The following is a 26,686-nucleotide window of genomic DNA, read 5'->3' on the forward strand; positions in this document are numbered from 1 at the left end:
ACTGTTTTTTAGTGCGTTACTGCTGGATGAGGCTCGCGCCGTCGAAGTCGGCGCGCGCGTACTCGACTTCCATCAGGTCGAGAATCGTCGGCGCGATATCGTAGAGGTCGGCGTCCTCGATGTCTGCGTCCGGATTGTCGATGTACAGCGTCGCGTTGTCGAAGCTGTGCATGCCGTTGCGCGGCCCCGTGCCGAACACGTCGTCGTGACCCTTGAACCCGGACTTGAGGTCGAAGCCGTGGTTCGGGATGACGACGAGGTCGGGTGCGATGTCGTCGTGGTCGCCGCGGAAGGCCTCTTCCTTGACGACGACGCGCTCTGCGACCTTCTTGCCGTCCGGCCCTTCGAGCGCTTCCAGTTCTGCTTTCAGTTCGGCGCGCACGGCTTCGTAGTCCTCTTGGGCGACCGACCCGCGCGGTTCGCGGCCTTCGAGGTTGATGAAGAACCGACCGGGGATGAGCGAGTAGGCCCTCGAATCGCTGGCGATGTCGGAGAGCGAGTCGTGGTCGTCGCTCTCGTAGGAGAGCCAGCCCTCCTGTTCGAGCCACGTGTTGCAGTGGACCTCGTAGTTGAGCGTGGTAAAGCCGTGGTCGGAGGCGATGACGAGCGTCACGTCCTCGGGGAGTTGGTCGCGGAGGCGGCCGATGTAGTCGTCCACCTTGCGGTAGAATTCGAGGAACGCCTCCTTGTTCTCGCCGTCGTGCTCGTAGTCCTTGAAGAGGAAGTGGTTGACCCGGTCGGTCGTCATGAAGACGCCGAAAAAGAGGTCCCAGTCGTCCTTCTCGAAGTAGTGCTGGAAGGCTTCGAAGCGCTTGTCGAGCGTCTCGTGGGCGTCTTCCATGAACGCCGACTTGTCGTCGTCGTGACCGAGTTTGGCGTTCACGTCTATCTTGTAGTCGATGGATTCGAGGTAGTCGCGGAAGTCGTCGGGGAACGCCGCGCTATCGACGCTCGGCGAGAGGAATCCCGAAACCATGCGCTGGACGTTGCGCTGGGGCGGGAACGTGACGGGGACGTTCATCACGGTCGCCTTGCGGCCGGCGTCGGTGACGCGGTCCCAGAGACGGGTCGCTTGCACGTCGCGGCCCATCGGGACGTACGTCTCGTAGGAGCCGACTTCGCGGTCTTGGAAGCCGTACACGCCCGTCTCACCGGGGTTGACGCCCGTCGTCAGGGCGGGCCAACACGCGCTGGATTCGGGGGGAACGATACTGTCGATAGCGCCTGCAGCACCCTCAGAAGCGAGTGCGGCGGCGTTCGGAAACTCCTCAGGATGCTCAGAGAGGAGACTAAACGGCACACCATCGATACCGATGAAGGCGACACGCGGATGGTCCTTGCCGCGGAGTCGGTCGAACAAACCCATGCACAACGATATCCCAGATAGCCATAAGAAAGTTCGTCTCTTGACGGCTCTTTGCGTCAATATCGGACGCGCGTCGGGTGGCGTCCCAGACGGCGACAACATTGTCCGTTAGATGTGGCAAACTACTGGAAGCTAAGTGTGCCACCCAACTGGGAAGAGACGCAGCTAGAGTGGTTACACCCGCAACGTCCGGTCAACGTCGAGTTGTCGTTCGCGGCCGAGCGTCGTCCGCCCCGCAGTCCGGAGTTCGCTGACGGCGACGAACGAGACGCCCCAGACGATGAGCAACGACCCCCAGATGAGGCCGACCGCCGACGCCTGCGCCGGGAACGCAATCGACAGCGACCCGACGTAGACGGCGAGACCAGCGGTCTCCCACGCGACGTAGCGGTGGCCCGTCGCACCCGCCGAGGCGATGAGACCCATCATCAACAGCGCGATGGACATGACGGCCATCTCTGCGTAGTGACCGAGGAGGGCGTGTGAGTCTCCCGACCCCTGTAAGAGAACTTGGTTCGCTGCGAACGCGAGGAGCGGAATCGCCGCGACGCCGACGAGTGCGAGCAGTACCGGACTGTAGTCGTCACCCGACGCGAGGACGTTCAGGCCCTCCGGGTGCAACAGCGTCATGAGACCGATGAGGATGAAGAAGGGGAGGACTTCTTGGAGTGGCCCGCCCCCGAGGACCGTCCCGAGGAGAACGAGCGTCACGACGCCGAAGGAGGCTTGGAGCAGTGCCGCGCGTCTCCGAGGTCTGTAGAGTTGGGCCGCGACACCGAGGACGGTAATCCAGATGAGCGCGGCAATCGTCATCACGTGCAGACGATGCTCTGCGAGGAGTACGCCGGCCGAGCCCCAGCCGGTGAGCGAGAGCGTGAGGAGTTCCGCCGTGAACGCCGCGGCCATCGCTAATGTCACCAGCGCGAGGAGGTAGAACGCGTACAACCGAGCGCGTTTGAACAGCGTTGGAGTCTCTGGAGACGGTTCTCCCACGGTAGGTTGGTCGTTGAAAGACATGAGTACAGGCTACTAATACGCACGAATTATCGATAATCGTTTTTCAGCGAAACAGGACGATTCAGCTCCGCTCGACCCGATTCGTGACAGACGACGGTCCGAGGGCGATGGAGCAAAGTGTCGCGCGAGAGAACACCCATTGTGAAAGAGTTCCAACGAAAGCAACTCTTGGAACGCGTCAACCGCGAGGGGGCGACGGTGGGCGCACAGATTCCAGAGACCATCGAGGTACAAGGAGAGCAGGTGGACCTCCAGCAGTTCGTCTTCGAGATTAAACGCCGAGACACGATTCCCACCGGCGAGCAAGAGCGCGTGGACCAAGCGAAGCGCAATTTGCGTCGGGAGCGAATCGAGCGCCTCCAGAAGATCGAGGACAACGAGGTGAGCTACGAGGAGGGCAGGCAACTCGTCCAGGACATCATCGGCATCGACCGCGCGCTCAACGCGCTCGAACAACTCCGCCCCGTGGACCTCGAACAGGAGGCCAAACTCAAGCACGCCGCCGACCAAAAACGCTGGATGAACTTCCTGAAACAGGCGCTTGGTCGAGACGGCGGTAAGAGCAAGCGAGGCGGTCGATGAGCCGAAACGCCGAAGTCGCCGCGCTGTTCGACGAGTTCGCGGACTTGCTCGACGCGAAGGGCGTCGCCTACAAGCCGTCGAGCTATCGCCGCGCCGCAGAGAACATCCGCGAGTCCCCCCACGCAATCGAGCGACTCGCCGAGGAAGGCAAAGACAGCGTGATGGAGATCGACCGCGTCGGCGACGCCATCGCCTCGAAGGTGGTCGAGTACTTCGAGACGGGCCAAATCGAGGAGCTAGAGGAACTCCGCGAGGAGTTGCCCGTCGAGATGGCCGCACTCACCAGCGTCGAGGGCGTCGGCCCGAAGACGGTCGGGGCGCTCTACGAGGAACTCGGCATCACCACGCTCGACGAGTTGGAAACCGCCGCCCGCGAGGGACGAATTCAGGAGGTGAAAGGCTTCGGCGCGAAGACCGAACAGAACATCCTCGACGGCATCGACTTCGCCCGCGAGTCGCACCAACGCGAGACGATTGGCAAGGCGCGACCGGTCGCCGACGACCTCATCGCGTATCTCGAAGCGAGCAGTGCGGTCTCGCGTGCCGAACCCGCCGGGTCGCTTCGTCGCTGGCGCGAGACGGTCGGCGATATCGACGTGCTGGTCGAGAGTGACGACGCCGGGGCCGTCATCGACCGCTTCGTCGCGTGGGACCCGGTCGGCGAGACCATCGAAGCGGGGACGCAGAAGGCGAGCGTCCGCGTGAACGACATGCGGGTGGACCTGCGTGTCATCACTCCCGACGAGTACGGCGCGGCCCTCCAGTACTTCACGGGGAGCAAGGACCACAACGTCCACCTCCGCAACGTCGCCATCGACCGCGGCCTCAAGATGAACGAGTACGGGATGTTCGACATCAGCGACGTGGACGACCCCGACAGCGACCCGCGCGCCGGAACTCGCGTCGCGGGCGCGACCGAGGAATCGATGTACGCCGCCCTCGACCTCCCGCTCGTGGCACCCGAACTCCGCGAGGACACGGGTGAAATCGAGGCCGCGAGCGACGGAACCCTCCCTGACCTCATCGACGAGGGCGACATCCGCGGCGACCTGCACACCCACACCGAGTGGTCCGACGGCGACAACACCATCGAGGAGATGGTCCAGGCCGCGACCGAGCGCGGCTACGACTACCACGTCGTCTCTGACCACGCGACCGGTCCGGGGATGGTCGGCGGCGTCGGACTCGACGACGACGAACTGCTCGAACAGGCCGACGAAGTCCGTGCTGTCGCCGAGAACGCCGACATCAGCGTGTTCCACGGCGTCGAGGCCAACATCGACGCAGAGGGGCACCTCTCGGTCGCCGACGACGTGCTCGACCAACTCGACGTGGTCATCGCCTCGCCGCACAGCGCGCTCGACCAGGACAGCGAGGCCGCGATGACCCGACTCGTCCGGGCGATGGAGCATCCGGCGGTCGATATTCTCGGCCACCCGACGGGCCGCATCATCAACCGACGTCCGGGTCTCACGCTCGATTACGGGCGATTGGCCGAGGCGGCCGTCGAAAACGACGTCGCGCTCGAACTCAACGCGAGTCCCTACCGTCTGGACCTGAACGGCGACGCCCTCCGCATCGCTATCGACGCGGGCGCGACCGTCGTCATCGACACCGACGCTCACCGCCCGGGCGAACTGGACGACGTGCGCTACGGCATCCACACGGCGCGACGGGGATGGGTCGAGACCGCGGACGTGTTGAACACGCGGTCGGTCGCAGACCTCGAATCGTTCCTCCATTGACCGACGACGTGGGCGACGGCCACCCCGGAACCGCCGCGTCTGGAATCGAATCGGCCGCACCGGCAGACACCGCGCTCCTCCTCGACGTGATGCTCGGCAAACTCGCCGTCTACCTGCGGATGTGTGGCTACGATACTGCCTACGCACTCGACTCTGATGGCGAGGACCCCGGCGACGATGCGTTGCTCGAACGGGCCGAAGAAGAAAAGCGCGTGCTTCTCACCCGCGACGTGGCGCTCGCAGAACGCGCCGCAAGGAGCGTGCTGCTGACGGGGCGGTCGCCGCCCGACCAGCTTTCGGAACTACTCGCCGTCGGGTTCGAACTCTCGCTGAGTGATAAGCCGGCACGCTGTGGGTCGTGTAATGGAGTCGTCAACCCAATCGAGGAGGGAGAGTCGGTGCCGGCGTACGCGCCCGACGCCGACGCGGTTCGATTGTGGAAATGTCGAGACTGCGGGCAGGTGTTCTGGCGGGGAAGTCACTGGGACGACGTCGAAACGACACTAAAAACGCTCGAAACGGGCGAGTAAACTACTCTCGGCCGCGGGGAATCCACGCGTCGCAGGCTTCCATGTCCTGCATCATCTCGTCGTGGGCAGAGCAGTACGGTTGCAGGCCGCTGGAGGTCCGCACGTACTCGAAGTAGGTGCAGTTGCCGCAGTAGCGGTCTCCGACTTCCTCGGATTGTTCTTCTGCCTGCACGCGGCGACTCTGTCCCTGCTGGTGGCTCGTCTGCTGCGGGCCGTTCTGGGACGGTTGATTTCGCTGAACCGGGCGTGTCGAGGGCGACGACCCGATTTTATCGACCGACTGGGCCTGTTCGGGAGTCGCCGACGCCTGTTGCTGGTCGTCGAGCGGCGAGGTGATTCGCTCGGCTTCGACGCCGCCGTCGGCCGCGTTCGCCGTCGGCTTGTTGGTCTGCGTCTCGACTTCGCCGTCGGGCGTGCCGCCGAGGAAGCCGATGCCGCCGAGACCGCCGCGAACCGTCTTTTCGACTTCGACGACGCGCGTCTCGCCTTTCTTCGTGACCTGCACCGTCGCCGTGCCGCCGGGGTCGTTGCGCGTCTTGAAGTTGGCGACGCCGACGAACAGACACCAGAAGGTCGTGAGCGTGCCGAAGAAGTAGACGGCGACCGTCTCCAAGGTGAGGTCAGCAAGCCCGGCACCGCAGGTCGCACCCGACCACTGGCACGGGTAGGCGTGCGAGAACAGCGCGACGCCGAGGACGGCGACACTCGCTCCGATAACCGCCGCGGCGCGGGTTCGCGCGCTCGCGGGGAGTACAGTAAACACTCCGAGGAACACCGCGGGAACGCCGATACCTCCGAGGATGCCCCCAAGCTCTCGTGCTTCACCGAGCGTGGCCCCGCCAGACGTGTAGAGGTCCGTCGTTGCGACCACGATGCCCGCGACGACGAGCAGTACCCCGGCGAGGAACACACCGAGTCCCAGGGACAGCCGTCGGAGACTCGGCCCACCGCGGCCACCGTGATACGCCTCCGAAAGACTGGTCATAGCCCTGCCTACGAAACCGGACCCTAAAACGATGCGTCAGACATTTGTCCGAATACAAACACATTTTGCCGCAGATTCGGCCAGTCGCGTCCGTATTCGATGCGAATCTCGAAGGGATTATCATGCGCGGTAGCCAACCCCCGCCCATATGGCTGACGAGGAAGCAGACGAGGCACCCGCTGTTGAGCTTGGAGAGGGCGAGTCCGTCGAGGGCGCACCCCTCGCACGCGTCGCCTCTCGACTCACCTGGCCCCAAGAGACGAGTAGCATCCTGAACAAGGAAGGCGACGCCGTCGTTCGGACGCCCGCCGGCCCGCAGACGCTCGAAGACCTGCTCGAACAGGTTGACGAGACCTACTTCGATACCCGCCAGACGTTCGTCAACGACGTGCTGGACGTTATCGGACGCGAGCCGGTCCAGACGGAATAACGGTGCTCCGCCGCCGGCTCTCCGACCTCCCGTGGCTCCATCGCGCCCTGCTCGTCGGGGGAATCGTCGGTGCCGCGTGGAGTCTCTGGCCGATTCCCGGCGGCAGTCTCACCTACCGTGCGGTCCACGACGCACTACTCTTCATCCTCATCCCCGGAGCGCTCGCCGTCTCTCACGGCCGCAACCTCGGCTGGAACGTTGACCGCGCCGCGCTCCGAAACACCCTGCTTCTCGCGCTGTTCGTCCTTCCGTTCTACCTCGTCGGGTCGTCGCTCCCCTCCGTTCGGTCGTACTACCCGATGTGGCACACCTCGACGGACCTCGTCGAGTTTCTCCCGCACGCCGCCCAGCAACTGCTGGTCGTCGTCGCGGCCGAGACGTACTATCGAGGGTTGCTGTGCGTCGGTATCCGCGATATCGGCCGGAAGAGCGCGCTCATCAGCCCGGTTCTCTACGCCTTCCACCACTTCGGCAAACCGCCAATCGAGGTCGTCCTCTCGGCCCCGACGGACGTGCTGTTCGGACTGGTCGATTACGAGAGCAACTCGATTCTCCCCTCCATCGTCGCCCACGGGTTCGGCTTGATTCTCCTCGATTGGTTGGTGCTCCACCCGCCGCTGTTCCCCCCGGACGACGTCGTCGCCGCGTTGCAGTGGCTTCCGATTCCGATATGAGCGACGAGTGGGACGACGAGTCGTTCAGCGAACCGGCCGACGAATCGGCCGGCAGACCGACTGACGAACCCGCGCTCGGACTCGCTCGCGGAACGGTCGAACTCGTCTCGTACGACCCGCGTTGGCGCGACGCGTACGACCGAGAAGTGGCCCGACTCGACCCACGAATCGACGAGTACGTCCTCGGCTTCGAACACGTCGGCAGTACGTCGATTCCGGGTCTCGCCGCCAAGCCGATTCTCGATATACTGGCGCTCGTCTCGGACCTCGGCGAGACGGACGCACTCGCCCGCGAACTCGAAGAACTGGGCTACGAAGAGCGACCGAACGACGAGGTACCGGACCGACGGTTCTTCGCTCGCGGTCCCGAGTCGCGCCGGACACACTACCTGAGTGTGACCGAACGCGGGAGCGAGTGCCACCGCGACCAGGTCGCGTTTCGAGACGCACTGCGCGCCGATTCGGACCGACGAGACGAGTACGAATCACTCAAGCGTGCCCTCGAATCGTCGCATCGAGAGAATCGGAGCGCCTACACGAGCGCGAAGTCGTCGTTCGTCCAGTCGGTCATCGACGGGGCGAGCGACGACTTCGACCCGCCGTGATTGTGTACACTCTGCACACTACCATACCTTTTGGTCGCTCCGGGTTCAATGGTCGCTATGGCACTTCCAATCGACCCCGCTGCTATCGCCCCGGAAGACATCGGTGAAGAGCGCGCCGTGCTCGAAATGAACCACGAAGACGCCATCGAACACGTCCGCGAGGCGTTCACGGACGCCGGGTTCGGCGTCGCAACTGAGTTCTCGCCCTCCGAGATGCTCAACGAGAAAATCGATGCCGACCGCGACCCGTACTACGTCCTCGGCGCGTGCAACCCGACGATGGCCGACCGCGCTCTCGACGCGACGAACAAGAAGATGGGCGGGCTGTTCCCCTGCAACGTCGTCGTCTGGGAAGAAGAGCCGGGAAGGCAGGTCGTCTACCACGTGAGCATCATGCGCGTCGCTCGCCTCGTCGGGATGGCCCCCGACGACGACACGATGGCCGACATCATCGCCGATACGGGCGAACTCGTCGAGAAGGCGTTCGCCAACCTCGACGCCGTCGAAGCCTGAGCGGGAGCGTACGCAGAATCGACCTTATTCTTCCAGCGCGTCCGCGATGCGTCCGATATCGCCGCGAATCTTGTAGAGCAGATAGAGTCCTGCGACTGCGGCGGCGACGGGGAGCAAGAAGCCGATGCCGTAGAGGAGGAAGATGATGAGCAGTTCGGGACCGCCGGGAACCATCTGGAGGGGAACCATAGTCGAAACAGGTTGGTCAGATAGCAAAAAGATTCGGCAACAGTGAGAACGAGTGACCGGACTACTCCCGCCGAAGCGCAACCAGCGCCATGGCAAGAACTGCGACCAGCGCAGTGGCGGGCCCGAATCCGGGTGCCATCGAGAACGTCGGTTTCTCACTGCGGGCGTAGATGCGGTTGTCGTTGAACGCTTCCGACCCGCTCTCGTGCCACTCGGCGGTGTTGCCATCGACCACGTCGGCGTTCGAATCGGTGATTTCGCCGGGCATCGTCAGATAGTAATCGACGGACATGCCGCTGGTAATCGACTGCGACAACTCGGACTCTGTCTCCGCCGCCGCCGCCTCATCGACGAAGTTCAGGTCCTCGTAGACGAGTTCGCCGTCCTCGGTGGTGACGCTGATACCGCTGTCTTCACCGGGGACGAAATCGACCCGCGTGAGCGTCATCGTCACCGTATCGCCGTTGTACTCTTCGCTGTACTCGATTTGCTCGCGTTCGGTCTCGTTGAAGTCGCTCAGAATCTGGTCTTCGACGCTCTCGTACCCCTCTTCCTCGGCGGCCTCTTCGAGGTATCCGTAGGCCGTCCGAGAGGTGTTGATTTGATACGTGAGTTCGGAGACGCTGCCATCGGCGTTGACCGTGGAGTGGACCGACACCTGTGCACAGCCAGCCAGAAGGAGCAAGAGTGCGAGACCCGCGACGGCTGCCGTCTTTCGTTGGACCATTTGCGTGACTATCCAGCCAACGGCTCTAATAGCTACTTGCCGTGAACGTCTCGAAAAATAGACTCACTCGAAGTCGAAGATGTTCGTCTGTAATCCGGCGGCCATCGTGGACTTCCGTCGGAGGTCGGCCAGCGAGACGGGCAGGTAGTTCACCACGTCCCGCACTGCGTCGCCGAACGTCTCTGCCGTCGCGTGGTCGCCCTCGAAGGCGTGGCGAATCGACTCACGAATCTGCCAGACGCCGACGGGACCCCAGTACTCGTCCGAGACGTGGCGGAGGACGAGCGCCTTGGCCTGTTTGCCACGGTCTTGCAGGTGTTCGAGGACGCCGAGTCGGGAGGCGTGATACGCACCTGCCGTCTCGTTCACGTAGCCGGAGCGACCCTCGTAGCCTTCCGAGTCGGCCGCGAGGTACATCCCCGCCTGCGGGTCGGGATTCCAGACGCTTCCGGGGGCTTTCATCTCGACCAACTCGAACTCCCAGCGACCGGGGGCGAGGATGACCCAGAAGGCGTTGCCGATGAACTCGTTGCGGTAGACTTCCACCGAGTCGATGGTGTCGCTGTGTTTGACTGTCCCTCTGAGGTACTTGCCGAGGGTGTCGTCCACGGCCGTAATCGACCATCTCGTGGGGACGAGTCGGCGCTGTTGGGTCTGGCCCAGCGCGCCCGCCGAGAGGATGGTGTTGATGTCGTACACGTCGAACCCGCGGCGATAGAGGTAGGTCATCGCCCCCTGCGCGTTCCAGTCGTCGTCTTCGAGCGTCTTCTGGACGAGTTTCGGGACGTGCGGGTTCTCGGCGAGGTCGGCGGAGGTCGCTCGGGCGCGCGGACCGACCGGCGTCGCCACGTCGTCCGACGTCGCGTCGAAGTCCAGATTCGGCGTGCCGTCGAGACCGATTTCGACAGTGACGGGTCTGTCGCTGATGGCGACTTCGCGCTGGGTGCCGAGAAAGCCGTCCCACGAGTCGGCGACGTTGGTCACTTTCGTACTCTGATTCGAGTTGAGAAGCGAGGTGCGGCGCTCGAACACGTCCGAGATGCTCACGCCCTCGGTGTACCATCCGGCGCTCGTCTCGAAGCTCCCGGCGTCTTCGTCGTGGCCGACGGGCGAGAGGATGCCCGTCGAGACGCGCGGGTAGTTCGAGCGCCCGACGAAAATCGAGGGTGAAACGCCGCCGTAGAGCGAGTCACCTTGGACCGTCTCCTCGAACCGGTCCTGGAAGGTTTCGAGGTGGTCGAGGATGCCGTAGGACTTCTCTTGGGCGAGGCGGCGGCGCTCTGCGCGCTCGTCTCGCTCGATGTCCATGTACTCGTCGAGCTTCACACTCGGAGTCGGCGCTCAGGTACAATGAGTTCTGCGACTGAAGAGGGAAATCGAAGGACGTTAGCTGTGGATGCCCATCGCTTCGATCTGTTCTTGGTAGCGATTCCGGATGGTGACTTCGGTCACCTGTGCCACGTCCGCGACTTCCCGCTGGGTCTTCTTCTCGTTACAGAGGAGTGAGGCGGCGTAGATGGCCGCGGCAGCGTAGCCAGTCGGCGACTTACCCGAGAGCAGTCCCTTCTCGGCGGTCGTCTCGATAATCTCGTTGGCTTTGGACTGGACCTCTTTCGAGAGGTCGAGTTCGGACGAGAATCGAGGGACGTACTTCTTCGGGTCTACCGGCCGCATCTCCAGACTGAGTTCCTGAGAGATGTAGCGATACGTCCGCCCGATTTCCTTTCGCTCGACGCGTGAGACCTCCGCAATCTCTTCGAGCGAGCGCGGAATGCCCTCCTTCCGGCAGGCGGCGTAGAGCGTCGAGGTTGCGACGCCCTCGATAGAGCGCCCGCGAATCAGGTCTTCGCTGAGTGCGCGTCGGTACATGACCGAGGCGACTTCGCGGACCGAGCGCGGAACGCCGAGCGCCGACGCCATGCGGTCGATTTCGCTGAGCGCGAACTGGAGGTTGCGCTCGCCGGCGTCTTTCGTGCGAATCCGCTCTTGCCACTTGCGCAGGCGATGCATCTGGGACCGCTTCTTCGAGGAAATCGACCGCCCGTAGGCGTCTTTGTCCTTCCAGTCGATGGTCGTCGTCAGCCCCTTGTCGTGCATCGTCTCCGTAATCGGCGCACCGACGCGCGACTTGGACTGGCGCTCGGAGTGGTTGAACGCGCGCCACTCCGGACCGCGGTCTATCTCTTCTTCTTCGATGACGATACCGGTCTCTTTGTGAATCAGTTCTCCGTCGCCCGTCCGGACGACTTCTTCGGGGTCGAGGTCGTCGAGGTCGATGTCGTCGTACCCCTCGTCGCTGTCTTCAGACTCGTCTCCCCACCGAGTCCGGTTGGACTCACGTTCCCGCTGGCGAGTAGGCCGTTTCATCGCATTTATATATTGTCTGTTTACTGCCACTTAAAAATTGGGCCGGGGTGAGGCGGTCGCTGACGGGCGAACGAACGTGCTAAACCGTCCCCCCGGCGACATGGGAGTATGCCGACCGTCGAGTGCGACCCCAACGAGGCCCGACGACGACTCGAAGAGGCGGGCGTCTCGGTGACGCCCGGAAACACCGAACACGAGCAGTGGCGCGCGACGAGAGACGGTGCGACCGCCGTCGCCTACGACGACAAAGTGGTGGTCCAGGGGTCCCAACCGGCGAGTCTGTTGGGACTCATCCAACCCGGTGGCGGCCGCGCTCACGTCTACTTCGACGGGGCGAGTCGCGGCAACCCGGGTCCCGCCGCCGTCGGCTGGGCAATCGTCACGAGCAACGGCATCGTCGCCGAAGGCTCCCGACGACTCGGGACGATGACCAACAACCAAGCCGAGTACGAAGCGCTCATCGCGGCGCTGACCGCGGCCGTCGAGTACGGCTACGACGAGGTGGACGTCCGCGGCGACTCCCAACTCATCGTCAAACAGGTTCGCGGCGAGTGGAACACGAACAACCCCGAGTTGCGAGAGCGCCGCGTGAAAGCCCACGAACTCCTACAGAACTTCGACCGCTGGTCCCTGGAGCACGTTCCGCGAGAGATAAACGACCGCGCAGACTCACTGGCAAACGAGGCCCTCGACAATGCCTGAGCCCGAACTCCCCGAGGATATCCAACAGCAAGCCGCACGACTGACCCGCCTCGCCCGCGACGCACTCGACTCGAACGAACGGGCGGCCTACCTCACCGACCGCGACGAGATACTCTCGGAGCACGGTTTCGTCGCGCGTCACCGCGAAGACGACGACGTGCTCGTGCTCTACCCGGACGACTGGCTCGACGCGGACGGCAACGTCGATGTGACTCGCATCGACGACACCGACCGCGGTATCGAGCGGCCGCTCTCCGGAACCGGCACCGAGAGCGCGTGGCACGAAATCGAGGCGCACAACGCCAGCCTCGTCGAATCGGTCGAAGCCGAACACGGCCCCGACCACGGGAAGAACGCCCGCGCCTTCGCCGACTTCCTCGGTAACCACTACGTCCGGAAGATAGAGACAGCCGGCGCTCCCGAAGTCCGTGAGTTTCTCGAAGAATATTATCCACGCAACGCGTGGCCGACCGAGGAACAACGGTCGATTGTGGGGGAATCACTCGAACTGTTGTTCGACGCCGCCGGCGTCGATGTTCCCGAACCAGCCCGGTGAAGTCAGTTCGATCCCTTACAGTTGTGCGTCGATGAGGTCCGAGACCATCTCGCCGCGCTCGGACTCGGTGACGAACTTCGAGAGCATCCAGTTGAATCGGTCGAGGACGGCCTGAAGACCGTCGTCGGTCAGTTCGTACTGGTTCGTACGCTTGTCGAGTTCGCTCTTTTCGACGAGACCCATCTCGACGAGGTCGTCGAGGTTGGGGTACAGGCGACCGTGATTGACTTCGGTGCCGTAGTAGGATTCGAGGTTGCGCTTGATAGCAAGCCCGTACATTGGTTCCTCGGCAAGGATGACGAGGATGTTCTGCTGGAATGCGGTGAGGTCCCGAGCCACACCAGATTCACTGCTAATTGTTTGTGCCTCTGACATAGTAGTGGAAATGTCACCTACCTATTTAACCTTTGTCAACGCGCAGTCGGTTTCACGACTAGTAATTCACCGTTAAGTGAGTATAAACCGAGCGACAGCGTACAAGACTGCAGAATATCGAACGGGTTTATTCTACACAGTAACGATACGTCTATCCAACATATGATACAGAGAGCCTAGGGAGAATCTCATAGGAATACTCAAAATGGTGCCTGAAGATTCTTCAGAGAATACCTATTTTTTCCGAGAAATTTTTGCGTCCGGTTAGGGCGCACTCAATATCGGTCTCAACCGATGCCGAAAGGCCTTTTGCTCGCTTCGCGGTTGAACCACGTATGGCAAATCTTTGGGAAGACATGGAGACCGGACCCGACGCACCGGACACCATCTACGCAGTCGTTGAGTGCCTGAAAGGTGAGCGCAACAAGTACGAGTACGACAAGGACATTCCCGGCGTCGTCCTCGACCGCGTGCTCCACTCCAACGTGCACTATCCCTCTGACTACGGCTTCATGCCGCGGACCTACTACGACGACGAGGACCCCTTCGACGTGCTCGTGCTCGTCGAAGACCAGACCTTCCCCGGTTGCGTCATCGAAGCCCGCCCGGTCGCCCTCATGAAGATGGACGACGACGGCGAGCAGGACGACAAGGTCATCGCTGTCCCGACCGAGGACCCACGCTACGACCACATCGAAGACCTCGACGACATCCCACAGCAGACCCAAGACGAGATTGACGAGTTCTTCTCGACCTACAAGAACCTCGAAGCGGGCAAGGAAGTCGAGACCCTCGGCTGGGAAGACAAGGAGGCCGCGAAGGACGCCATCGAGCACGCGATGGACCTGTACGAAGAGAACTTCGCGTAACTCTCCTACTCCTACGCACTTTTCACGCCGCGAATCCCAGAGCCACGGCACCGGCAATCGGCCATCGTGGGCTGTGCAACCACGGCGCGCGCGAGGGAACCCCTTTTTATCTCGCCACTGTTAGTCGTCAGTAATGGCTACCTGCGATATCTGCGGACGGCACGAGAATCTGCCGTACCGCTGCTCTCGGTGTGGGGGCACGTTCTGCTCCGAACACCGCCTTCCTGAAAATCACGAGTGCGCCGGGCTAAGCAACTGGAACGACCCCGAAGGCGTCTTCGCCAGCGACTTCGACGATTCCGTGAGCGCCTCCGGTCGCTCGAAGAGCGTCCTCAACCGCGTGACCCAGACGGGCGGCGTCCTCGGCTACTTCCGTGGCAACCTCACCTACCTCTTCCTCGCGCTCATGTGGGTGACGTACGCGCTCGAATGGGGTGTCATCCTCGGGACGCAAGCCGGCATCTTCCCGACGGGAACGTTCAACGCGCTGTTCACGCTGGGCAGCGACCAGCCGTTGTACGTCTGGACGTGGGTCACCTCCGTGTTCTCGCACAGTCCGGTGTCGTTCTTCCACATCGTCGGCAACTCCATCGTCCTGTACTTCTTCGGCCCGCCGGTCGAACGATACATCGGGTCGAGAGCGTTCGCCATCCTCTTCGTCGGCGCGGGCGCAGCAGCGGGTCTCGCCCACATCCTGTCGAGTATCATTCTGACACCCGGCGTGCCGACGTACGTGCTCGGCGCATCCGGCGCGGTGTTCGCCATCCTCGGCGTCCTCACCGTCCTCAACCCCGGCCTGAAAATCTACCTCTACTTCGTCATCCCCATCCCCCTGTGGCTCTTCACCTTCGGCTTCGCCATCCTCTCGACGGTGTTCTTCCTCGCACCGGGTGCTGCCGCGACGGTCGGCCAGGGCAACGTCGCTCACTTCGCCCACCTCGTCGGACTCGTCATCGGACTCGCCTACGGCCAGCGAGTGAAAGGCCGCCACCGGGTCCCGAGTCAGATGTCGTTCGGCGGACGGCGCGGCGGTCCCGGCGGCCGGTTCTGAATGCGGCAGGTCCACCCCGAGTTCGCGCCTCGTCCGGGTCTCTCCCGCGGCGAGATGGAATCCTTGCAGGCCGACGTCGCCGCGGCCGCGACGTTCGAAGACGACTTCGACTTCGACCCCGCGAGCGTCTCGCTCGATTCGCCCGCGGTTGACGCGCCTCTCGTCGCCGGCATCGACCAAGCGTTTCTGGATGACGTAGCCGTGAGCGCTGTCGTCGTCTTCCGCGGCGGCACCGTCGTCGAGCGCACGGCCGCGGTCTCACCGCTCGACCTCCCGTACGTTCCCGGCCTGCTCTCGTTCCGCGAGGGCGGGCCGATTATCGACGCGCTCGAATCGCTCGACTCCGACCCGGACCTCCTCGTCTTCGATGGCTCCGGTCGCATCCACTTCCGGCAGGCCGGCCTCGCCACCCACATGGGCGTCGTCTTCGACACGCCGAGCATCGGCGTCGCCAAATCGCTGTTGTGCGGCACGCCGAAGACCGACACCGACGGGCGTCCTGAGGGGTGGCAGACGCCTATCGTCGCCAACCGCTCGGTCGATTCCGTCGGCGACCACGAGGCGACTTCTGAGACGGTCATCGGCTACGCCTACCAGTCGCGGCAGTACGACTCGCGGCCCATCGTCAATCCCCTGTACGTCAGCCCCGGCCATCGACTCTCGGCCGAGACGGCGGTCGAACTGATTGCGAATCTCTCGGGCGACTACAAACTCCCCGAACCGACGCGTCAGGCGGACGCCTACGCCGACGAAGCCAAAGCGTCCTACAGGACCTGACAGTCTTCGGACCCAGATTTCGACGGAATCGAATCGTACCGAATCGCCTACACTTAACAGCGACGCGCCCGAGTTACGGACGTGCATCCAAAGACGGTTCTCATCACTGGTTGTTCGTCTGGAATCGGGCGCGCCACGGCGCTCGAATTCCTCGACGAGGAGTGGGAGGTCTACGCGACCGCTCGCAACCCGGCAGACATCGAAACGCTCGGTGAGCGCGGGGCGACCATCGCCACGCTGGACGTGACCGACGACGAAGACGTGGCTCGGGTCGTGGACCGAATCATCGACGAACACGGCCGCATCGACTGTCTCGTCAACAACGCGGGCTACGGCCAGATGGGTCCCATCGAGGACGTGCCGACAGAGCGCGTCGAGCGCCAGTTCGACGTGAACGTCTACGGCCCGCATCGCCTCACGCGCGCCGTCTTGCCCCACATGCGCGCACAGGAAGACGGGACCATCGTCAACGTCTCCAGCGTCGCCGGGCGCATCTCCTTCCCCGGGTCGGGCGTCTACTCCGGGTCGAAGTTCGCCCTCGAAGCCATGACCGACGCGCTCCGCGCCGAAGTCCGCGAGTACGGTATCGACGCCGTGCTCGTCGAACCCGGCCCGGTCGAGACCCAGTTCGGCTCTCGGGTCCGCGCAGAGGTCGATGGCGGCGAGGAAGACGACGGACTCGACCGCTCGGGTGCCTACGAATCTCTCTACAAACTCTTCGAGGACAGACAGGCACTCGGCGGCAGCGGTCCGGGCGCAATCCCACCGGAACGCGTCGCCGACGACATCGTCAACGCCGCGAGTTCGACCAAGCCGCGAGCGCGTTACCAACCCGGCACCGTCGCCCGATTCGGCGTCCTCGCTCGGTTCGTGCCCGACGAGTGGCGCGACACGCTGTTCGAGTTCGCCCGAAAACTTCCCTAATTCTCCCTCGCACTTCGTCGCTCTTCGTCGCTCAGTCGAGACAGGCGGCGACGACGCGCAGTGCGTCCTCGCCCTGCACCTGGTCTGCGAGCAGCGGGACGCGCTTCACGTCGCGCCCGCGGAAGAGGTCCGTTGCCTCTCTGAGCGCCTCTTGTTGGACTTGCCAGCGGCGCTTACAGAACTCACAGTGGTCCAAGTCGGGCGCGACAATCCACTGCTCGTCCACGTCTGCGATGTCCTCGACCGGTTCCATCACGCGATTGACGACGAGCGTCTGGACGGGGATGCCGAACTCGTTGAGACGGTCCACGAGGCGCTTGGATTCGACGACGCTCATCTCCTCGGGAATCATGACGACGCGGAAGTCCGTCTTCGCGGGGTCCCGGAGGACGGCCCGGAGGCGCTCGATGCGCTCGCGGAGGTCGTCGAGGTCGGCCATGCCCGCCTGCGGGTCGTCGGGACCGCCGCCGAACATGCCTTTGATGTTGTCCATCATGCCCGAGAAGCGGTCGCGCATGCGGACGATTCGCCCGAGCATCGAGTCCATCATCTCGGGGAGTTCGAGCAGGCGAAGCGTGTGGCCCGTCGGCGCGGTGTCGATGACGACGCGCTCGAATCGCGGGTCGTCGAGGTATTCGAGGAGTTGCTGCATCGCCGCGGCCTCGTCCGCGCCGGGCATCGAGCCGCCCATTCCCATCGGGCCGTCGCCGCCGAGCAAGTCCTCGAACCCGCCCATCGCGTCGCCCATCGAGCCGAACGGCGAGTTCTGGTCGTCGCCGACGAAGGGGTTGTCGTCGTCGTACTCGCTGGTGTCGTAGTCGGGGTCGTCGGTGTCGAAGTCCTCGCCGTCGCCGCCCGCGAACGGTCCTTCCATCACCGTATCGGGGTCGATTTCGGCGGCGTAGAGGGGGATATCGTCGCGGATACGCGTCGGTTCGGGGGGAATCGAGACGCCGAGCGTATCGGACAGCGAGTGGGCGGGGTCGGTCGAAACGACGAGCGTCGCCGTGCCGTCGGCGGCGCTGGCGAGACCGGTCGCGGCGGCCATCGTCGTCTTCCCGACGCCGCCTTTCCCACCGTAGAGGACGTAGTCGGGCGCGTCGATGCCCTTCGGGAGTCCGGTTCGCTCGGTGGTCGCCGTCTCTTCGGGCGTCGTCTCGTCGGGTGAGGTGGCTTCGACTTCTATCTCCGCGGGTCCGTCTTCGTCGTCCGTCTCGGCGGGGTCGGTCGGCTCGACGTCGATGTCCATGCCTGACCGTGCACGGCGGGGCTTTGTGTACTTCTCGGTCTCGGAACGTCGGCGAACGTGAGGCGGGTTTTTGTCTCGGGGCGTGCCATCCCCTGTATGCGCGAGTTCGCACGCGACCCACCTATCGAAGCACGCGTCGGCGACCTGCTCCGCGACGCAGGCCACACCGTCGCCGTCGCCGAATCCTGTACCGGCGGTCTCATCGGCTCGCTGCTCACCGACGTTCCGGGGTCGAGTGACTACTTCGACCGCGGACTGGTCACTTACTCCTACGACGCCAAGCGCGCCGAACTCGCCGTGTCGAGAGAGTCGCTGGACGAACACGGTGCGGTCTCCGAACCGGTCGCCCGCGAGATGGCCGCAGGCGTCCGCGACGTGGCCGACACGACGTGGGGGGTGGCGACGACTGGTATCGCCGGTCCAGACGGCGGCCTCCCGGGAAAGCCCGTGGGGACCGTCTTCGTCGGCGTCGCCTACGCCGCCCCGTGGGGGAGCAACGACTCGTACGCACGCGTCGAGCGATTCGAGTACGACGGGTCGCGCACGCAGGTGAAAGAACAGATTGCTCGCGGCGCGCTCGAACTGCTCGCCGACGAAGTCTCAACACTCGAACACGAATCGTGACGGTGGGCCGGCGCACGTGAGAAACCTTTGTATCGGGTGCGCAACCAGTCACCATACATGAACAAAAAGGGCCACGTGCTCAACGCGATTCTCCTCGCACTCGGACTCGGACTCATCCTCACCGTAGACCCGCGAAACTTCCAGCCGACGACAGATTCGGCGTTCGCACTGGCCGAGAACGTCGCCATGCTCTCACTCCCGGTCGTCCTCGGGGCACTCTTTCCCGACGTGGACACCGCGTTCGGCAAGCACCGCAAGACGCTCCACAACCTGCCGGTGCTCGCCATCTTCCTCGCGTTCCCGCTCATCTTCGGCAACCTCCAGTACGTCTGGATCGGCGTCGCTACCCACTACGTCCTCGATATGGTCGGGTCGAAACGCGGTATCGCCTTGTTCTACCCGCTGTCGCCACAGGAGTACGACCTGCCGACTGGCGTCGCAACGAGTTCGAAGTACGCCGACATCGTGACCGTCGTCGTCACAGTCGCAGAACTCGCGGTGCTCGCCGGAATCCACTACTACCTGTTCTCGCTCGACACGTCGCTCTCGTCGGCGACGACGGCGCTCGGCGCGTTGATGATATGAGTTCGAAGCCAGAGCCAACTCAGTAGACGCTCACGTCTTCGAACGCGCCGCGGTAGGCGATATGGTTGGGATGCGTCGGCTCCATCCCCGACAGAAGCAGACGGTCGATTTTTCCCCACGAGTTTTCGAAGCCGAGGTGGGCGAACTCCAGTAACCCGCGCGCCGTGTGGCCGAGTCCCGACCGGTGCATGACGCGACGGTTCGCTCCCTCTCTGAGCGCCGCTACGAGGTCCGATGCGGACTCGATCGGGCGGTCGAACTCGGTCCACGACTCACCGATACTACTCCGCAGGTGCGCGTACGACGACCCGAACCCGGGGAGACCAGTCGCCCGAGCGATTTCCCGGCCGCGGCGATTGTGTCTGGAGAAGGCCTTCGTGTTGTACGTCTCGACGGCGTGGAGACGGTCGATATGTTCGCGGATTTGCGCCTCCGAGAGGCTGACGTTCAGCAGTTCGGGGTGCGGAACGAGCGCGGCCGCACCCTGTCGCTCGAACTCGGCGAGTGCACCGTCGAGCGTGATGAAATCCGGCACGGGGTCCGAGAGACCGATTGCGAGCAGGTGCGACCGGTCGTGCCACGGTCCGGCGAAGACTTCGCGGGCGGGGACGACCAGCAACTCGTCGTCGGAGAACGCCTCGGCGCGGGCACGGATGTCGGGAAGGCGGACGAAGTGGGGAGCGAACACCAGAACGTCGATATCTCGATTCTTCGCGCGCTTGACCACGCGCTCGTCGAGGATTTTCACGTGCATGTCCACCCGAGTCGCCGTGCGCGCTGTCACGTTCCTCTGTCCGAACAGGTCCCAGTTAGTGATTGCTATTTGGAAGACGAAAGACAGCCGAAGAAACGATTTTGGTGCTCACCTTCGTGGGTCAACTATGTCCCGGTGGAAATGCGGCATCGAGGGGTGCGATGCCAAGTTCGAAGACGTCGAGAGTACGATCATTCATCAGACGGTCGAGCACGAGCGTCACGAGTGCAAGGTGTGTGGAACCATCGTCCCGGAGGGTTATTTCGCCATCCGTCACGCCTTCGACGAGCACACACGCGCCGAGTACGTCCGCGCCTACGAGGCGGACTCGACGGCCGTCCGAACCCGCGAAGACGTGAAAGGAGAAATCGAAGCACAGGCGGACCTCGGCAACGTCGTCGAGCAACTCCGCGAGCGAGGGGCGCTCTGAGCGAAGAGAGAAAGCCGAAACGAGAGAGACGAGATTACCGCTCTTCGGAGTCGAGGACGCGAATCTGGTCCCCGCGAACCGTCACCGGGATCGGAACCGTCGCTTCGTAGAGTTCGACGGTCACCTGGTCTTTCGTCTCGTCGATGCGTTGGACACGCGCTTTCTCACCCTTGAACGGTCCGGCGATGAGTTCGACGATGTCGCCCTCCGCGATACCCTCCACGTCCGGCGTCGGCGAGAGGAAGTGCTCGACTTCGGCCATACTGGAGGTGCCGACGTGGCCGCCACTCTCGACGAGTCCGCGTGCGTGTGGAATCTCTTCGAGGACGCGCGAGACGATTGCGGAGTCCTCCGCTTCGACCATCACGTAACTCGTGAGCGAGTCGGGCGAGAGCACCGCGTGAATGTCCTCGAACTGCTTCGTTGCGATCATATCCGCGACCGTTCGCTCCTGGCGAGCGGTCGTCTTTACGGCGAAGATTGGCATCTCACAGGCCTCCGGGGAGGAAACTCATCACTGCGAAGATGATGAACCCGAGCAGGCCGACGAGGAAGATACCCGCACCGGCAATCTTCGCAATCTGAGAGAACTCTTGCCAAGACGGGGTACTCGCCAGTTTCAGCACCCGCACGTAGCTCGTAAGGTCGTACTTGACATCCATGTTAGTCGGCCCTATGGCTTCGGGCTTTTTCTATCTATTGATGCGTCTGAGCGGACGCGGGAACAGTGGTCGCCGCAAAACCGATGAAAGAGAGAAGCTTCGTGCTGGACGCGGCACGGACGTGCCAACGACGTGGGGTGTGGACGGGGGTTATTCGACGTAGTCGATGTCCTCGAGACGACCCTGTGCGGCCTGCTGCATCTGTTGGTTGCGGCCGTAGATTTGCGGCGATTCGACGCCGGTGACGACGATCATCGTCCGCATCATGCCTTCGAGGTCGTCGTCCACCGAGGTCCCCCAGATGATGCGCGCGTCGGGGTCGATGCGGTCGTAAATCTCCTCGACCACGCCCTCTGCTTCTTCGATGCTCATGTCCGACCCGCCGGTGACGTTGACGAGCGCGGAGTTCGCACCGGAGATATCCACGTCGAGCAGCGGCGAGCGGAGTGCGGACTTGACCGACTCCTGGGCCTTCGACTCCGAGTCGGACTCGCCGAGACCGATCATGGCGACGCCGCCGCGTTCCATGACCGTCTTCACGTCGGCGAAGTCGAGGTTGACCAGCCCGGGTTTCGTGATGAGTTCGGTGATACCTTTGACCGAGCGCATGAGCACTTCGTCGCTCACCTTGAACGCCTGTCGGACCGGAAGCTTGCCGACGGCGTCGAGGAGGCGGTCGTTCGGCACGACGATGACCGTATCGGAGACGTCTCGGAGACGTTCTAAGCCGGCTTCGGCGTTCGTGCGTCGAACTTCACCTTCTGCGGTGAAGGGCGTCGTGACGATAGAGATGGTGAGCGCGCCGGATTCGCGGGCGGCCTTGGCGACGACGGGTGCGGAGCCAGTCCCCGTTCCACCGCCGAGACCGGCAGTCACGAACACCATGTCCGAGCCTTCGATCGCGTCGTAAATCTCCTCTTGGGATTCGATGGCGGCCTCTTCGCCAACCTGCGGGAGCGACCCGGCACCGCGGCCCTGGGTCTTCTCTTCGCCCATCAGAATCTTCGTATCGGCGTCGATCTCCACCAGGTGTTGTACGTCCGTGTTGGCGGCGACGAGCTTTGCGCCCTTGATGCCTTCTTGGTGCATTCGGTTGACGGTGTTCCCACCAGCACCGCCACACCCGACGACCGTGATGTTCGTTTGCAGGTCCTTGAGGACCGCTTTCAGTTCGTCGTCCGTCATGGTTCCGGACCGTTTGACACCGGTTGGGTCGCCCACCTCGGGAGTCCCATCCCCCATGTCCTCGGCCTCATCGATTGCGTCACCGACGATAGAGTCCATATTTGTGGACGCTTTTCGGAGGATGACTAATTATCTTTCTCCCTCACGTCAGACATCTGTCTGACGCGGGCAGATAATTTCAGTTATGCAAGTCGAGGAATTTCCGAATTGTGCACGATTATGCACACATTAATGTCGGGAGGACGCCACGATTCTCACAGTTTGAAGCTCACACGCTCCTCGCGCGAGACGTCCGCGGGCATGATGCGCGCACCGTCGATTTCGACCGCTTGTCCAGAAGCGAGCATCCCGAATTTCGGTCCTTCCGGGACGCCTAACTCGTGTGCTGCGGCGGGGTCGAACGCAGTTACTTCGGCGAGGACGCGCCCATCCGCGCGGGTCACACTGTCGTATTTCTCGCGGAGCACGTCACACAACTCCGTCACGAGTCGGTCGTAGCCGCCTTCGGTAACTGCCGCGCGTCCGACCGCGCGCGTGCCGCCTTCGGTCGTCTGGAACGCGACCGTCGAAGCGTGGACGACGTCGAGCGAGCGGTCGAGGTCGATACCTTGTGCCTCCCCGAGGAGACCGTCCGGGAGCGACACGATATCGTAGTCCGGTGCGGACACGTGCGCACCGAATCGCAGGCCGTTTTCCACGCTCGTGAGCGCGGCTTCGAGGTCGCGGACGCGTTCGAGTTCGACACCCGCCGTCTCCCGTACCCACGTCTCCGAGACGACGCGGTAGCCCATGTCGTCGAGTACGGCCGCGAGGTCGTCGCGGTCGCCATCGACGAGCGCGATGTCGGTCGCCGAGGCCTCGAACGCCCGACAGAGCACGTCGCGGTTCTCGTCGGGGTCGCCCATCGCCTTCAGTTGCCAATCCGCGCCGATGTGGCCCACACACCAGTCCGTCTCGGTGAGCACGCGCTCGAAGCGCGGCGCGTAGTGGCCGCCGCCGAACCCGACGAGTTGACGGTCCGCGTCGGGTTCGACACCGGCGATATCGAGGACGGCTTTGGCGACTGCGCGCGCGCCGTCGGGGTCCTCCCACTGCGGGTCGTCGCTCCCGAGTTCGACGAACATCGAGGGGATGGTCATCTCGGTCGGGCCGTGGTGGGTCGCTTCGATGCCGACTTCGTACGCTTCGGGAGCGTGCTCGCGGAGGGCGGCGACGACGGCCCGCTGGGCGTTCGGACAGGCCCGCGCGAAGCGACCGGACTCACCGCCGTAGTCCGCAGGCCCGAAGTTGCCCGTGAAGTGCGCGGTCAGGAGTGGTCCAGTGTCCCCCGCGTGGCGCGAGACGATGGCGACGAAGTCGGGGTCTGTCGAGAACGCCGCCGTGGGGTCTTCGAGGTAGATGTGGAGGTCGTCGAACTCGCGGAGTTCGAAGCCCTCACACTCGTAGAACGTGCCACCGCCGTCGGCGTCCGGTCGTTCGTCGTCGTTCGTCTCCGTCCAGTCGCCGAGGTCCAACAGCTGTTCGCCGATGTGTGCGGAGGCGCTGTCGGCTCGGCTGACGACGATTCCAATCACGGTTGGTGGGTCGCCGAGCGGCGCGAAAAGGGATTCGAAAACGGCGAACGAGGCGGGATAGGAGAACGAGGTCGGACGCGAAGTCAGTCGTCCGCTGTCGGAGTCGCTTCCTCTCGCTCGTAGTCGCCGCGGATGCGACGGACCGACAACCGGGCGACTTCGGCGAGTTCGCGGCGTCGGAGCACGAACAGCACCGTCCCGAGGACCATGTAGACGACCGAGAAGCCGAACAGCGCGGTCGGCCCGTCGAAAGTCACCATGCCGACGCCCGGAATCGGGAGCGTGACGACCATACCGGTGACCGAGTAGACGAACTGCGCGAAGAACAGGACGAGCAACGCGATTGCCTCGCGGACGCTGAGCGAGAAGGTGATGAGCAGCGCGAGCGCGAAGTAGCTCTGTGCCGCGGTCAGCCAGATTTCGCCCTGTTGGTGGACGTCGAGCGGGAGAGGTGCGTAGTAGCCGAGCGAGAGGCTGTAGACGAGCACGAGCGTCCCGATGAGGAGCGTCCACTGGTTCAGCTTCGAGGAGATGAGCGCGTTGAAGCCAGCGGTCGAACGGGCCTTGTTCACCAGATACGCGACGACGATGAGTTCGGGACTCTCACTGGCGAGCGGTGCGACCCACTGAATCATCAAGAACGGCGGGATGCCGACCGCCGTCCCGAGGTCTTCGAGACCGTGTGCGAACGGTTCGACCGCGACGAGGATGACCATCCCGGAGAACACGAACAACGTGAGCGTCGTTGCGATGCGCTTGAGTTTGGGGTACGATTGGAGGTACGCGGGGACCCCGATGTTCTCTTCGTGTTCGTGCGGGGCGTTCAGCGCCGCGACGATGTACGCGACGTACAAGCCGACGAGCACGATCATGTCGAACGCGCCGATGCCGCCACCGAGTGGGACGAAGAACGCGAAGAGGGTCGCCGCGAAGAGGAACAGAATCTCGACCGAGATGTCTTTGTCGAGGTTGACGACAGACGAGAGGAAGCTTCCGCGACTCTCGACGGCGGTGTCGCCGGTCGCTTTCGCGCGATAGACGGTGAACAGCGCGATTGCCGACCAGCCGATGCCGATGAGAATCCGGTTCGCGCCGGTCATGTTTGCGACGGCGAGGCTCGCCGCCTCGGCCGATTCGGGCGTGCCGGGATTGATACCGGCTTCCCACGCGTAGAGGGCGTCCACCGCGTACTCGGGGGCGACCGCGAGGACGGCGAGGACGGCGAGTGCGAACGCCCGGGGCACGTCCGCTTCTGCGGTCTCGGCACCCCACGCGAGGAGGAACGACGCGCCGAGCACTGCGATACCACTCAGTGCGACGGTGACGCCAGTCGTAAGGGAGACACCGAAAATCGTGTGTAGCCCGAGCCACGGGGCTGTCAGGAGGGCCGCACCGAAGACTGCGACCAGCGGGTGACCCAATCGGCTTCGTACCATGCTGCTTACAAAAGCGCGTGGGAAGTCAGTAGCTCTTTTGCTTCGAGTACTCCCGGCCACGGGATTCGAGCGGTGCGGAGTAGGTGTGTGATTGCCGAGACTGGTAGACTGCGATGGCCGACCGAGACCGCCGAAATCGCGGGCCGCCTACGGAAGAATCAGCCAGAAGAAGACGAGGTAGCCCCCGACGAGGATGCCGCCATCGAAGCGCGAGATATTCCGGTTGTGGAGCATCAACGCGATAACACCGAAGGTGAACACGAGGAGTGCCGGGAAGTCGAGCGAAATCGTGCTCGAAGAGACCGGAACGGGAACCATGATTGCGAAGATAGACAACACGGCGACGATGTTGTAGATGTTCGACCCGACGACGTTGCCAATGCTGAATTCGGATTCGCCGCGAACAGCACTGATGAGCGAAGCGGCGAGTTCGGGTAACGAAGTACCGAAAGCCAGGATGGTCAGGCCGATAAAGCGAGGACTGAACCCGAACGACGCGAGGAGTCCCTGTCCTCCCTGAATGAGGGCGCGCGACCCGACGAAGAGCAGAACCAGTCCGACGACGAAGTAGAGAACGTCCTTGGGCGTCGCCGCTACCTCTTCTTCGTCTTCGATGTCGATTTCGTCGGCACCCATCACGTCACTCTGGGTTGCACGGGCGCGATAGATGAGATACCCAGTAAAGGCGACGAGAATCACCAACAGAACAACACCGTCGGTCGGGGAGAGGTTTCCGTCCATCCCGAGTGCGACGACGGCAACCGCGGCGGTGACCATGAACGGAATGTGGCGACGGAGCGTTGTCGAAGAAACGTCCATCGGTTGAATAAGCGCCGAGAGACCGAGGACGAGACCGATATTTGCGATGTTCGAACCGACGATTGCGCCGAGACCGAGGTCAGAACTGTAGCCGAGTCCGCTGAGAACCGCAACGAAGAGTTCGGGGGTAGACGTTGCAAACGCCACGATAGTGACGCCGACGATTGCCGCACGCAATCCTAATCCGATAGCGAGTCGCGCAGCGCCTTCGACCAGCGCTTCCGCACCGAGATAAAGTCCGACGATACCGGCCACGAGGAGGACGGTATCAAAAGAAAGGACGGTTGCGAGTGTAAGCATGTACGCGGCAGTAGAACTACCGGGAACTAAAAGCGCGCCGGTCCGTAAAGTCGTCAGTTATTCTTCAATTTCGGCGACGATAAC

General features: G+C 63.3%; 32 protein-coding genes. 16 read left to right on the top strand and 16 right to left on the bottom strand.

Annotation, left to right across the window (positions count from 1 at the left end; all coding sequences use genetic code 11):
- Nucleotides 1-16 precede the first annotated feature (16 nt).
- A complete protein-coding gene (locus ACFQJC_RS12680; protein ID WP_390224025.1) occupies nucleotides 17-1,366 on the bottom strand; it encodes an alkaline phosphatase family protein in 1,350 nt (449 codons plus the stop codon).
- Between the two features lie 174 nt (nucleotides 1,367-1,540).
- Nucleotides 1,541-2,383: a hypothetical protein gene (locus ACFQJC_RS12685; RefSeq protein WP_390224027.1), complete on the bottom strand. Its 843-nt coding sequence runs from the start codon at nucleotides 2,381-2,383 to the stop codon at nucleotides 1,541-1,543.
- 141 nt (nucleotides 2,384-2,524) lie between these two features.
- Between ACFQJC_RS12685 and ACFQJC_RS12690 the strand changes: the two genes are divergently transcribed.
- From ACFQJC_RS12690 to ACFQJC_RS12700, 3 genes are read left to right on the top strand one after another with little or no spacing between them, the layout of a single operon-like run.
- Nucleotides 2,525-2,965: a DUF5788 family protein gene (locus ACFQJC_RS12690; protein ID WP_390224029.1), complete on the top strand. Its 441-nt coding sequence runs from the start codon at nucleotides 2,525-2,527 to the stop codon at nucleotides 2,963-2,965.
- Nucleotides 2,962-4,710, top strand: a complete 1,749-nt coding sequence (gene polX / locus ACFQJC_RS12695; RefSeq protein WP_390224030.1) for a DNA polymerase/3'-5' exonuclease PolX — start codon at nucleotides 2,962-2,964, stop codon at nucleotides 4,708-4,710. Before ACFQJC_RS12690 ends, polX begins: the two co-directional genes overlap by 4 nt.
- On the top strand, nucleotides 4,707-5,240 hold the full coding sequence (locus ACFQJC_RS12700; protein ID WP_390224032.1) for a Mut7-C RNAse domain-containing protein: 534 nt from the start codon (nucleotides 4,707-4,709) through the stop codon (nucleotides 5,238-5,240). Before polX ends, ACFQJC_RS12700 begins: the two co-directional genes overlap by 4 nt.
- Nucleotide 5,241: 1 nt before the next feature.
- Here ACFQJC_RS12700 and ACFQJC_RS12705 read toward each other — a convergent pair whose 3' ends face one another.
- Nucleotides 5,242-6,225 carry a cell division protein CdpA domain-containing protein gene (locus ACFQJC_RS12705; RefSeq protein ID WP_390224034.1) on the bottom strand — a complete coding sequence of 328 codons (984 nt, stop codon included), beginning with the start codon at nucleotides 6,223-6,225 and terminating at the stop codon, nucleotides 5,242-5,244.
- A gap of 148 nt (nucleotides 6,226-6,373) precedes the next feature.
- On the opposite strand from ACFQJC_RS12705, the gene ACFQJC_RS12710 reads away from it, so the two are divergent.
- The 4 genes from ACFQJC_RS12710 to ACFQJC_RS12725 are packed head-to-tail and all read left to right on the top strand — an operon-like array spanning nucleotide 6,374 to nucleotide 8,447.
- Nucleotides 6,374-6,655, top strand: coding sequence for a DUF5789 family protein (locus ACFQJC_RS12710; RefSeq protein WP_390224036.1), 282 nt, complete (start codon nucleotides 6,374-6,376; stop codon nucleotides 6,653-6,655).
- 2 nt (nucleotides 6,656-6,657) lie between these two features.
- On the top strand, nucleotides 6,658-7,329 hold the full coding sequence (locus ACFQJC_RS12715; protein WP_390224038.1) for a CPBP family intramembrane glutamic endopeptidase: 672 nt from the start codon (nucleotides 6,658-6,660) through the stop codon (nucleotides 7,327-7,329).
- Nucleotides 7,326-7,934 carry a GrpB family protein gene (locus tag ACFQJC_RS12720; protein ID WP_390224040.1) on the top strand — a complete coding sequence of 203 codons (609 nt, stop codon included), beginning with the start codon at nucleotides 7,326-7,328 and terminating at the stop codon, nucleotides 7,932-7,934. The genes ACFQJC_RS12715 and ACFQJC_RS12720 overlap by 4 nt, the downstream gene beginning before the upstream one ends.
- Before the next feature lie 57 nt (nucleotides 7,935-7,991).
- Nucleotides 7,992-8,447, top strand: a complete 456-nt coding sequence (locus ACFQJC_RS12725; RefSeq protein WP_390224042.1) for a DUF302 domain-containing protein — start codon at nucleotides 7,992-7,994, stop codon at nucleotides 8,445-8,447.
- A 24-nt stretch (nucleotides 8,448-8,471) separates the two neighbouring features.
- Here ACFQJC_RS12725 and ACFQJC_RS12730 read toward each other — a convergent pair whose 3' ends face one another.
- From ACFQJC_RS12730 to ACFQJC_RS12745, 4 genes are all read right to left on the bottom strand, one after another.
- Nucleotides 8,472-8,636: a hypothetical protein gene (locus ACFQJC_RS12730; protein WP_390224044.1), complete on the bottom strand. Its 165-nt coding sequence runs from the start codon at nucleotides 8,634-8,636 to the stop codon at nucleotides 8,472-8,474.
- A gap of 61 nt (nucleotides 8,637-8,697) precedes the next feature.
- Nucleotides 8,698-9,363, bottom strand: a complete 666-nt coding sequence (locus tag ACFQJC_RS12735; RefSeq protein ID WP_390224046.1) for a hypothetical protein — start codon at nucleotides 9,361-9,363, stop codon at nucleotides 8,698-8,700.
- A 63-nt stretch (nucleotides 9,364-9,426) separates the two neighbouring features.
- Entirely contained in the window at nucleotides 9,427-10,689 is a 1,263-nt protein-coding gene (nreA, locus tag ACFQJC_RS12740) for a DNA repair protein NreA (protein WP_390224048.1), read from the bottom strand.
- A gap of 60 nt (nucleotides 10,690-10,749) precedes the next feature.
- Complete coding sequence (locus tag ACFQJC_RS12745) at nucleotides 10,750-11,730, bottom strand: transcription initiation factor IIB (protein WP_390224049.1); 981 nt, start codon at nucleotides 11,728-11,730, stop codon at nucleotides 10,750-10,752.
- Nucleotides 11,731-11,838: 108 nt separating this feature from the next.
- On the opposite strand from ACFQJC_RS12745, the gene rnhA reads away from it, so the two are divergent.
- Nucleotides 11,839-12,432, top strand: a complete 594-nt coding sequence (gene rnhA, locus ACFQJC_RS12750; RefSeq protein WP_390224051.1) for a ribonuclease HI — start codon at nucleotides 11,839-11,841, stop codon at nucleotides 12,430-12,432.
- Nucleotides 12,425-12,988 carry a DUF7108 family protein gene (locus ACFQJC_RS12755; protein WP_390224053.1) on the top strand — a complete coding sequence of 188 codons (564 nt, stop codon included), beginning with the start codon at nucleotides 12,425-12,427 and terminating at the stop codon, nucleotides 12,986-12,988. Before rnhA ends, ACFQJC_RS12755 begins: the two co-directional genes overlap by 8 nt.
- A gap of 15 nt (nucleotides 12,989-13,003) precedes the next feature.
- On the opposite strand, the gene ACFQJC_RS12760 is transcribed toward ACFQJC_RS12755, so the two are convergent.
- A complete protein-coding gene (locus ACFQJC_RS12760) occupies nucleotides 13,004-13,363 on the bottom strand; it encodes a PadR family transcriptional regulator (RefSeq protein ID WP_390224055.1) in 360 nt (119 codons plus the stop codon).
- Between the two features lie 335 nt (nucleotides 13,364-13,698).
- Here ACFQJC_RS12760 and ACFQJC_RS12765 point away from each other — a divergent pair, with 335 nt between their 5' ends.
- The 4 genes from ACFQJC_RS12765 to ACFQJC_RS12780 all read left to right on the top strand — a co-directional run bounded on the left by ACFQJC_RS12765 (nucleotide 13,699) and on the right by ACFQJC_RS12780 (nucleotide 16,984).
- Entirely contained in the window at nucleotides 13,699-14,232 is a 534-nt protein-coding gene (locus ACFQJC_RS12765; RefSeq protein ID WP_390224057.1) for an inorganic diphosphatase, read from the top strand.
- Between the two features lie 133 nt (nucleotides 14,233-14,365).
- The gene (locus ACFQJC_RS12770) at nucleotides 14,366-15,283 is read left to right on the top strand and encodes a rhomboid family intramembrane serine protease (protein WP_390224059.1); all 918 of its coding nucleotides are present in this window, start codon (nucleotides 14,366-14,368) and stop codon (nucleotides 15,281-15,283) included.
- Nucleotides 15,284-16,060, top strand: coding sequence for an endonuclease V (locus tag ACFQJC_RS12775; RefSeq protein WP_390224061.1), 777 nt, complete (start codon nucleotides 15,284-15,286; stop codon nucleotides 16,058-16,060). It abuts the gene before it with no gap.
- An 81-nt stretch (nucleotides 16,061-16,141) separates the two neighbouring features.
- Nucleotides 16,142-16,984: an SDR family oxidoreductase gene (locus ACFQJC_RS12780; RefSeq protein ID WP_390224063.1), complete on the top strand. Its 843-nt coding sequence runs from the start codon at nucleotides 16,142-16,144 to the stop codon at nucleotides 16,982-16,984.
- Between the two features lie 31 nt (nucleotides 16,985-17,015).
- Here ACFQJC_RS12780 and ACFQJC_RS12785 read toward each other — a convergent pair whose 3' ends face one another.
- Nucleotides 17,016-18,233: an ArsA family ATPase gene (locus tag ACFQJC_RS12785; RefSeq protein ID WP_390224065.1), complete on the bottom strand. Its 1,218-nt coding sequence runs from the start codon at nucleotides 18,231-18,233 to the stop codon at nucleotides 17,016-17,018.
- A gap of 96 nt (nucleotides 18,234-18,329) precedes the next feature.
- On the opposite strand from ACFQJC_RS12785, the gene ACFQJC_RS12790 reads away from it, so the two are divergent.
- Nucleotides 18,330-18,857, top strand: a complete 528-nt coding sequence (locus tag ACFQJC_RS12790; protein WP_390224067.1) for a CinA family protein — start codon at nucleotides 18,330-18,332, stop codon at nucleotides 18,855-18,857.
- 57 nt (nucleotides 18,858-18,914) lie between these two features.
- Nucleotides 18,915-19,442, top strand: coding sequence for a metal-dependent hydrolase (locus ACFQJC_RS12795; protein WP_390224069.1), 528 nt, complete (start codon nucleotides 18,915-18,917; stop codon nucleotides 19,440-19,442).
- Between the two features lie 19 nt (nucleotides 19,443-19,461).
- Here ACFQJC_RS12795 and ACFQJC_RS12800 read toward each other — a convergent pair whose 3' ends face one another.
- Nucleotides 19,462-20,226, bottom strand: coding sequence for a PHP-associated domain-containing protein (locus tag ACFQJC_RS12800; protein WP_390224071.1), 765 nt, complete (start codon nucleotides 20,224-20,226; stop codon nucleotides 19,462-19,464).
- Between the two features lie 97 nt (nucleotides 20,227-20,323).
- Here ACFQJC_RS12800 and ACFQJC_RS12805 point away from each other — a divergent pair, with 97 nt between their 5' ends.
- Entirely contained in the window at nucleotides 20,324-20,626 is a 303-nt protein-coding gene (locus tag ACFQJC_RS12805) for a DUF7565 family protein (RefSeq protein WP_390224072.1), read from the top strand.
- A gap of 34 nt (nucleotides 20,627-20,660) precedes the next feature.
- Here the strand turns inward: ACFQJC_RS12805 and ACFQJC_RS12810 are convergent, their stop codons facing one another.
- The 6 genes from ACFQJC_RS12810 to ACFQJC_RS12835 form a co-directional block, all read right to left on the bottom strand.
- The gene (locus ACFQJC_RS12810; RefSeq protein WP_390224074.1) at nucleotides 20,661-21,113 is read right to left on the bottom strand and encodes a transcription elongation factor Spt5; all 453 of its coding nucleotides are present in this window, start codon (nucleotides 21,111-21,113) and stop codon (nucleotides 20,661-20,663) included.
- A gap of 1 nt (nucleotide 21,114) precedes the next feature.
- On the bottom strand, nucleotides 21,115-21,288 hold the full coding sequence (locus ACFQJC_RS12815; RefSeq protein ID WP_390224076.1) for a protein translocase SEC61 complex subunit gamma: 174 nt from the start codon (nucleotides 21,286-21,288) through the stop codon (nucleotides 21,115-21,117).
- Between the two features lie 150 nt (nucleotides 21,289-21,438).
- Nucleotides 21,439-22,572, bottom strand: coding sequence for a cell division protein FtsZ (gene ftsZ / locus ACFQJC_RS12820; RefSeq protein ID WP_390224078.1), 1,134 nt, complete (start codon nucleotides 22,570-22,572; stop codon nucleotides 21,439-21,441).
- 155 nt (nucleotides 22,573-22,727) lie between these two features.
- Complete coding sequence (locus tag ACFQJC_RS12825) at nucleotides 22,728-24,047, bottom strand: D-aminoacyl-tRNA deacylase (protein WP_390224080.1); 1,320 nt, start codon at nucleotides 24,045-24,047, stop codon at nucleotides 22,728-22,730.
- A gap of 83 nt (nucleotides 24,048-24,130) precedes the next feature.
- A complete protein-coding gene (locus ACFQJC_RS12830) occupies nucleotides 24,131-25,483 on the bottom strand; it encodes a sodium:calcium antiporter (RefSeq protein WP_390224082.1) in 1,353 nt (450 codons plus the stop codon).
- Nucleotides 25,484-25,630: 147 nt separating this feature from the next.
- Nucleotides 25,631-26,602 carry a calcium/sodium antiporter gene (locus tag ACFQJC_RS12835; protein ID WP_390224084.1) on the bottom strand — a complete coding sequence of 324 codons (972 nt, stop codon included), beginning with the start codon at nucleotides 26,600-26,602 and terminating at the stop codon, nucleotides 25,631-25,633.
- Nucleotides 26,603-26,686: the final 84 nt, after the last annotated feature.

This window comes from Haloferax namakaokahaiae, from assembly GCF_042663225.1.
Taxonomy (GTDB): Archaea; Halobacteriota; Halobacteria; order Halobacteriales; family Haloferacaceae; genus Haloferax; species Haloferax namakaokahaiae.